General features: G+C 43.7%; 7 protein-coding genes and 1 pseudogene. 7 read left to right on the top strand and 1 reads right to left on the bottom strand.

Annotated features, from left to right (window positions below; translation table 11 throughout):
• The 3 genes and pseudogenes from OH459_RS27175 to OH459_RS27185 form a co-directional block, all read left to right on the top strand.
• Positions 1-1201 (top strand): annotated as a pseudogene (locus tag OH459_RS27175) (conjugal transfer mating-pair stabilization protein TraG); the annotation flags it as partial.
• A gap of 82 nt (positions 1202-1283) precedes the next feature.
• On the top strand, positions 1284-1817 hold the full coding sequence (locus OH459_RS27180) for a hypothetical protein (protein WP_050926486.1): 534 nt from the start codon (positions 1284-1286) through the stop codon (positions 1815-1817).
• A 25-nt stretch (positions 1818-1842) separates the two neighbouring features.
• Positions 1843-2082, top strand: a complete 240-nt coding sequence (locus tag OH459_RS27185; protein WP_017819166.1) for a hypothetical protein — start codon at positions 1843-1845, stop codon at positions 2080-2082.
• A 43-nt stretch (positions 2083-2125) separates the two neighbouring features.
• Here the strand turns inward: OH459_RS27185 and OH459_RS27190 are convergent, their stop codons facing one another.
• A complete protein-coding gene (locus tag OH459_RS27190) occupies positions 2126-2278 on the bottom strand; it encodes a Hok/Gef family protein (protein WP_074052092.1) in 153 nt (50 codons plus the stop codon).
• 877 nt (positions 2279-3155) lie between these two features.
• Here OH459_RS27190 and OH459_RS27195 point away from each other — a divergent pair.
• The 4 genes from OH459_RS27195 to OH459_RS27210 form a co-directional block, all read left to right on the top strand.
• Positions 3156-3767: a hypothetical protein gene (locus OH459_RS27195; RefSeq protein ID WP_050926485.1), complete on the top strand. Its 612-nt coding sequence runs from the start codon at positions 3156-3158 to the stop codon at positions 3765-3767.
• Between the two features lie 489 nt (positions 3768-4256).
• On the top strand, positions 4257-6356 hold the full coding sequence (gene traD, locus OH459_RS27200) for a type IV conjugative transfer system coupling protein TraD (protein WP_050926484.1): 2100 nt from the start codon (positions 4257-4259) through the stop codon (positions 6354-6356).
• A gap of 129 nt (positions 6357-6485) precedes the next feature.
• Positions 6486-7031: a hypothetical protein gene (locus tag OH459_RS27205; RefSeq protein ID WP_050926483.1), complete on the top strand. Its 546-nt coding sequence runs from the start codon at positions 6486-6488 to the stop codon at positions 7029-7031.
• Positions 7000-7972, top strand: a 973-nt coding sequence (locus tag OH459_RS27210) for a hypothetical protein (RefSeq protein ID WP_269989642.1), incomplete at its 3' end; no start/stop codon positions are given. The genes OH459_RS27205 and OH459_RS27210, both read left to right, overlap by 32 nt.

Raw genomic sequence — 7972 nt, forward strand, 5'->3', positions numbered from 1 at the left:
CATGCTGCAAGAAAGCGTTGCTAATGCCCGAACTCAAACTGAGCAAAACCTGACACAACAAAGCACCCAATTGGGACAAAGTATTCAGGCTGGCGCATCGCTAAGCGACCGCTGGCATGACAGCGTGGGTAAAAACCTCTCTTATGGTGAAGGCAGCTCTAGCGGCTTTAATACCCAAGTCAGTCAGGGCATGAGCAACATGCAAAGCGCCATTGACAATGTCAGTAAGCAAACGGGCTGGACGAAAGACCAATCGCAAGCTTACTTGCAAAGCGCTTATGCAGGTGTGGACGTCAGCGTAGGAGGCAAACTTGGACCATTGGGCGGCAGTGCCAACGCTGGCGTGAAATGGTCAGATGAAGAGCGCACCGCCTACAGCAACATGAGTAGTGAGCAAAAGCAGCAGCTTGAGCAAGCGACCAAGCAATACACCGAAGGGGCAAATGCGGTGACGACAGCGGGCACCCAAGTGGATAATAAAGACACACGCACGTCGGTTGAACAGTTTGCGCATGATTTTGCGATTAACGCCAGCAACACCAAGTCTCTGGGTGCCAGCGTGATGCAAAGCCAGTCAGACTTAAATGCCTTATCGAACACCCTAACCCGTTTGGAATCAGGTGGCGGCAGCTTTACTGCCAATGCAAACGGTGCATTCCAGAACTACTTGGAAAACGAGATAAGACTCAAACAACCACAAGTTCAAAGCATCATGACCGCCCACAAACCAGAAGATATTGCAGAAGCTAAAGAACGCTGGCAAAAATTCACTCGCACCGAAGCCTTTGCTCAAATGGCAGGACTAGACGGAGATACGGCGCGCATTGTGGGTAGGATGAACCAAGAGCATCAAGCCAGCACACCAACAGGACAACCCCAGCTAAAACCAGAGCAAAATGCGAACATGACTCAGGCATGGAATGATACGCAAGACACGGTCGCGCAAACACGCACCGACGTCCTACACAACAAGGGCACAGGCGGACTGTTTAATCAAGATCGTTTTGATGGGGTAACGGACAATGTGAAGCATCAACAGAGTCAAGCTCAGCAATCGATAAAGCAGCCTGAGCCTATCATTGAGCTCACGGTCAAATCACAGGTAGAAGCAAAGGTGACCAGACCGGAAAGGACAGAATACGTCACTTCCGATCGAGCGTACCCTGCTACGCCAAGATACACCCAAAACCCAAACAAATAGTATTGATCATGGTTCATAAAAAGGACTTTATGCACCACCTAAATACTGGTATTATGATCAGGTATCTAGAAGGAGCGTTACCATGAAAAAAATTCTGCCATTACTGCTGCTTACCTGCGCGAGCACGCAAGCTCAAACCCACTCTCCTGAGCTCACTCAACTGCTGAGCGAGATACACGAGCAATACAATAGCCCTACCCTAATGAGCATCGATAAGAAAGAGATGGCTAACGTCACCAAGCTGCCGTACTTTTTACAACACATTGATGAGACGGATACGGTTGAATCGATGCGCCTACAAGGTTACTTGTTAGGATTACAAACCGCTTATTTTGACAACGCCTATAACCAAAAAGAAACAGGGGGAGGACTTTGGTTCTGCATGCGTGACACCATGACGCTTGATCCAGACCGTCACCCTGAGTTTTTTGTAGATCTTATTTGGAAGGTACTAGATAAAACTGCCAAAATCGATCCAGAAGGTTTTAGACGCAGCAACTACGCTGCTGCATTTGGTGTTAGCATTTCAACCGTTATCAATTACGGTCTCCAAACCGAATACCCTTGCTACAGCCCTATTCCAAAGTCACTACAATTTAACGGCTGGAAATATTAACCTCATTAAAAGCAAAGGTCACAAGATGCAAATAGATTGGCTTGATCTGCTCAGTCTCGATGAAGATAGCCAGCAATTGGTGCAGGCGCGCTACCTTTACACGACTGCCTTTCAGAAAGAAGTTGCGGCTAACATGCTCAAAACGTGGCTGCCGATTGATTTAGTGGTGACCATTACGGGCTTACCGCTTGAAAAGGTCATATCGATTGAATTGGAAATGGCATCTGATGATATGGGTGCTTATGATGTGCCCTTACAATACTAGATCAGGAGGGGAAGTTCCTGTCTCATCCCCTCCCGTCCAGCAACTATCTTGATTCGTAGGCAAGGGTTACCTGAAAGTCCACTCTCTCATCCAAGTAATGCACATCACAAAGTGAGTGCCGAACTATCCAGAGAGAACAAAGCAGGGTGAGACTCACCACTACTAGGCTTGCAAATGCAATCGTACTTTTTGGCATAACTTGCCTCCTTCAATTTTGCATTGAAATAAATCGAGATAGAGGCTAAGATCTGTTTTGCTTAGGAACATCTCTAAAACCTCGTTTGAATTTACAGTTCATTCGGGGTTTTTGATTTTCTACCGCCAGCAAATCTTTCGAACTGCTTTTGGTCGAACACCAAAAGCACCCAGCGCGATTCTAAAGCCTTTTCCGTTCTCACTCTAGTTTTATTTCAAGCAAAAAAAACCAGCACGCGAGAGAGCCCAGTGCTGGTTGGAAGATGTCTATTTATTTCATTTTTATGCGTTAGGCGCTGCTTAGCTGCAAAAATGTTCCCTTCACCTTTTACAACCCACAGTAACCTTATCAAGCATTACGTTCTTGTTCCTGTGGAAACCAGGCAGCCTAAGTAAATTACTAAATATTGCAATACAATTCCAGTAAATACGTCCAACCATAAAAAAAGCCAGCGACAGGCGCTGGCAAAAAAAATTTTACGCTATTCTCGCTTAACGAGCCCTTAGGTGAATCACCATGGCTTTTAGCGCTCCATCATTAAGGGTCGTTAAGCACTACACACTTTACTCAATTTCTTTTCCAAAAGACAGAAAAAAAAGCCAGCGACAATGAGCTGGCTTAATGCGGAATACAAAACTTAAAAATATAGTGGGTATAAATAATTTCAAACAGCCCTACAGGGGAGGGCGCAGCAATATTCTCACACCCCTGTCTCTTTGACTATAAAAATACTCTCACAATGAGGGTATTTTTACACAAGTGAACTTCTCAAGATGCTTAGTCAAGCAAACGGGACTCGACTTCGTTTCCCTGATTGAGCCTTCTCAACGTACCGCAACCGTTCGCCCCTGTAACCACTAATTCAAAGGAACACCAAATGAACCTCATTCTCAAAGCGCTATCTGCAATCAAAAGACGCTTATTTCAATACCCCAAAAACCAAGATGACCAACTCCATACCTTTTTAACCGAATGTCACAAGCAAAACATTCGTTTAGCTTTGCTTGCAGACAAAAGTAAAGCCTATCAGTTAAAAACGCTCATCAAACCGCTCAACCTTTCCCGTATAGAAGCCAAGCGACTATTGAAAACACACTTATCACCAATGACTGGTTTTAATCTTGGGCCGGCTGCGTTTTTCTCTGCGATGAACCACCCTGAGCAACAAGCTTTTCCTTGTCAAGTGTGTGATAACTGCGCACCAGGATTATTCAAGCACTACGGTTATTTGGTTGCTGATACTTCATGGTGCAGCCAGTGTCATGAAAAAGGAGAGTGCATCGACGTAGCATTAATTGAGCACTACCGAAAACTCGGCATCGATGACGACACGATATGGAAATCACTACCAAGAACGCGATGGGGCTCAAGAAATGGCCCTTCTACCTATCTTTCGCTTGAAGACATTGAAGCGACTTATCAAGCGGTGTTTGAGGCAGCAAAAAACAAATCACTCCTGCAATCCAGTTTAAAGAGCGGATTATCATGACAATACAGCCACTCACTTTAACTTGTTTAACACTTCAACTCACATTGATTTTAAAAATCATTACCTTAGTTTGGAGTTCACCGAAACCAACATGTAAGGACGCCAAAATCATAGAAATAACATTATTACTGATATCCATAATTTGTTTTTTCTACAACTTACATATTGGGTCGAACATTAGCATTATCTTCACACACCCAATCCTGTCATTTATTACTTTTTCTTTTTTAACCTTGTCACTTCAACATACTGAAAACACTAAGCAAAAAAATAACACTCTCGTATATCAAAACCCTGATGATTATTGATTTCTCCATCGTCTTTTGCTTTGTCGGATTTTTAGCTTTTGATGTGATTTCAAGCAAACCATAGACACTAAAGTAACTTACCAGCAGCTACCTAATTTAAAACTCTCCACATACTACGGAAAGACAGCTTTCTTTCACTGAACCATTACCATAATCAGCTCACTCGCTACAGGAAACTACTATGCCTAGACCTTCTCGCTCCAAGGGCAACCACTTTACCCGTGGTGGACAAATCACCTTCCATTCCATTCGAATGTTCTTTCAAGTCAACAATACCTTGGTCTACGCTGCCATTTGGGCGGTCATTGCCTTAACCGGATTTCTCACTTGGCTTCGAGCCCCTGACAATGCCTTTTGGTCTGTGTTTTATTACTGGCGCAACCAAATCTACGCCAACCTTGGACACGATCTCAATAGTGAAGTGACCACCTTCTGGAATGGCAAACGCTACGTCGGTACCCTTGCCTCTCAATTAGAAAACACCCAGCTCATTACTCTCTACGACAACGTCATACGCCAGACTCAAATCAACTTCTTAATCGCCCTAGGTATCGCCTTTGCTATCTTGATGGGCGCCATGGCTTTTTTCAGACGCCAAGGCGAAAAGCAAAGTGAAGATTTTCACGTAAGGGGTTTTCAATATGTTGAGCCTAAAAGGCTGACTCAGGATTTAAAACAGCGAGCTAAAAAGCTGAAAAAGCAAGGCGTAGGCAACGGGAAGATTTCTGAATTTAAAGTCGATGGACTTGCCTTGTTTAAACATGAGTTTGAAGTTCAGCACGTGCTTGTTAACGGTACGACCGGGGCAGGTAAATCCGTGATGCTGCGTAAACTGCTGCGCTGGATACGCAAGCGCGGTGACAAAGCGATTGTTTATGACAAAGGTTGTACCTTCACCAGTAAGTTCTTTGACCCAAGCCAAGATATCTTACTCAACCCGTTCGATGAACGCTGCGCCAATTGGGATGTATGGTGCGATGCCAAGGAAGCCCCTGACTTTGAGAACATTGCCAATGCCCTTATCCCGCAACACGGTGAAGGTGACCCGTTTTGGGTGGATTCCGCCCGCACTATCTTCTCTAGTGCCGCCTATCGTATGAGTCAAGATAATAAGCCATGTTCGACCGCAAGGCTGCTCAGCCTGATACTCACCTCTGAACTCGAAACACTTGGCAACTTCCTGCAAGGTACAGAATCGGCCTCCCTTGTTTCCAAAGACATCAAAAAAACCGCCATCTCGATTAAATCCGTTCTGGCTACCTACATTAAGAGTCTGCGCTTTCTCGATGGACTGGATGAAAAAGACGACAAGGGCGAGCTCAAGCGCAAACCGTTTTCTATTACAGATTGGGTACTCGATGATAAACAACGTGGCTTTTTATTCTTATCCAGTAACGCTCAGCAACACGCCTCCCTACGTCCATTAATTTCCACTTGGCTTGCCATTGCCTCTAATGCCATTTTAGGGTTAGAGCCAGATGATGACCGCCGTATCTGGGTGATTATGGATGAAATGCCAAGCCTGCATAAATTGCCAGAGCTTGACAGCATCATTGCCGAAGTGCGTAAGTTTGGTGGGTGCTATGTGATTGGTCTGCAGTCTTATGCGCAACTAGTGAAAACCTATGGCAAGAACACTGCCGACGTCATCTTTGATTTGCTCAACTCTCGCTTTTACTTCCGCGCGCCCTCAGCGCAGATGGCGCAAATCTCCTCCAAAGACTTGGGAGAGCAAGAAGTCGATGTATCGAGAGAAAACATCTCCTACGGTGCCAATACACTGCGTGACGGGGTATCAATTGGTCACCAGACGGTAACTCGCCCTGTCGTGTCGAGTAGTGAAATTCAAGCTATGGATGATTTGCAATGCTACCTTCGCGTCCCAGGAAGTAGCTTTATCACTCAACTGGATTTGCACTTCGATAAGATGCGAGATGTCAGCGGAGCCTTTATCAAGCGTAATTACACGCCATCACCTGCCATGATGAAGGCATACCAAGAAGCGATTTACTGTGAGTGTGTCGCACCGGGTATCTTCCTCAGTGAAGAAGAGCGTAATGCCCTGACCGAACTGCAAGCCAAGCAGTTTGAGACGCCGGAAGAGATGAAGCTGGAAACCGACCAAATCAGAGAGGCGCAGCGAAGTGATACGGTCAAAGAACTCGCCACTGAGGATGCAGAAAAACTCAAATCCGATGGTGACTATCAAGAGCGAGCTCAGCAAGAACTTGAAGAAGCAGCTATCTCTCAAGACATTGAGATAGACAGCATATCAGAATAAGACACGCTCTCCCCTTTTACTCCCAACAATCAAAAGCCTCGCTGCAGCAAGGCTTTTGATTTCATTTTAACCACTACACACCGCTCAGCTTTGCTGCCAGCGGCAATTTGCCTTGCATAAGGAAAGAAAATGAAAAAACACATTGATACCCCTCAATTTGAACAAGACGTCAACTGGTGTATGGAAGAATTAAAACGCCATTTTATCGATATGCCATACTGGGAGGAAACCATAACCGCGCATTTCACTCGTGGTAGCAACATCGATGAACAGTACTGGGAAATAGTCAATCAAATCGCGACAAAGCAAGTCACAGAAATATATCCAACTTTATTGTATTCAGAGGCTTACAGGGAATTAAATCGCATGGTTTTTTTCGCGCTCAACGTAATTGTTAGTTCGTTAGACGATATTGGTATTAAAGACAAGATAGATCCCAATGCACTAGAAGAAATCCTAACAATCACACACCAAGAACTATCAGTAAGAGCTCCCACATCGTTAGCTGGACATGATGAGTCATTAGAAAAAATACAACACTGTCTCAATGTTTTTTGTTCTGCAACAGATACGCCACCAACGGATTTTGTGTATTATTCGAACAATATGAATAACATTCGAATAAGTGAAGTAAACCAAGCCAATGACAGTAGCTCTGGAAAAAAACAGCAATGAAATCGTACATGGTAGTGCGTTAAGAGCTCTAGGTAAGGAGCACATACAAGCAAATGATTACGTTTGTCCTGATGACAAATGTCTAATGCCTGCAACTCCAAGTTCTTACAAAAAAACAAACAAACCAGCTTCGTATTTTAAATATAAAGTGCATTCACCTGATTGTATTGTCACTATAAAAAAGCAGAAATCACTAAGTACAGGGGGGAAAACTAAGGAAGATTTTTGTCCATACATCGATGAACTAAAAGAACCGGAACGACATAAACAAAGACATGGTATCAAAAGACAAAGAACGTCAAATAAAACGGAGTCTAGAACCACTTCACCACCGCCCAGTACTAAAGAAGGAAAAGCCACTCGTTATCTTGATGCCGCTATTGATTACTATTTAGATGAAACAATGGAAGCCGAAAATAGAACACTAAAATTACCAAAACACCCAAAGAAAACCTATAAAGCAACATTTCAGCTAATAACCGACAATAAACAGTACAACTCTGGACACATTTTCTACAGTAAACTTAAATTCAACACACCACGTGAAGATCCTAATGGGTGTATAACTCTTACACTCTTGCCTAAAAATGATGGCATACCCTACCGATTAAAAATTAATACATCAAAATGGAATGGTCAGAAAAAAAAAGCATTCCTTCTTAATTGCAACACTTCACTGCAAAAGGCAAAGGAGCATTACATAAAACAAAAAAAGGTGGGCAAGTATCCTACGAAATACCCTTACATTTTTTTTGTCATCCATAATCCAATAATAAGCGCCAACGAATTTGAGGTAGAACATTTTGAGTTTGTTTCATTGCGATACCTTCCACAACTGCATCTTCCTTTCAATGATCAAGGGATAAAAAAAGTTTACCAAACCATTGAAGTTGCTGAAGTTGCTGAAGTTGCTGAAGTTGCTGAAGTTGCTGAAGTTGCTG

It is taken from the genome of Vibrio sp. MM46, from assembly GCF_027587135.1.
Lineage (GTDB): Bacteria > Pseudomonadota > Gammaproteobacteria > Enterobacterales > Vibrionaceae > Vibrio > Vibrio harveyi.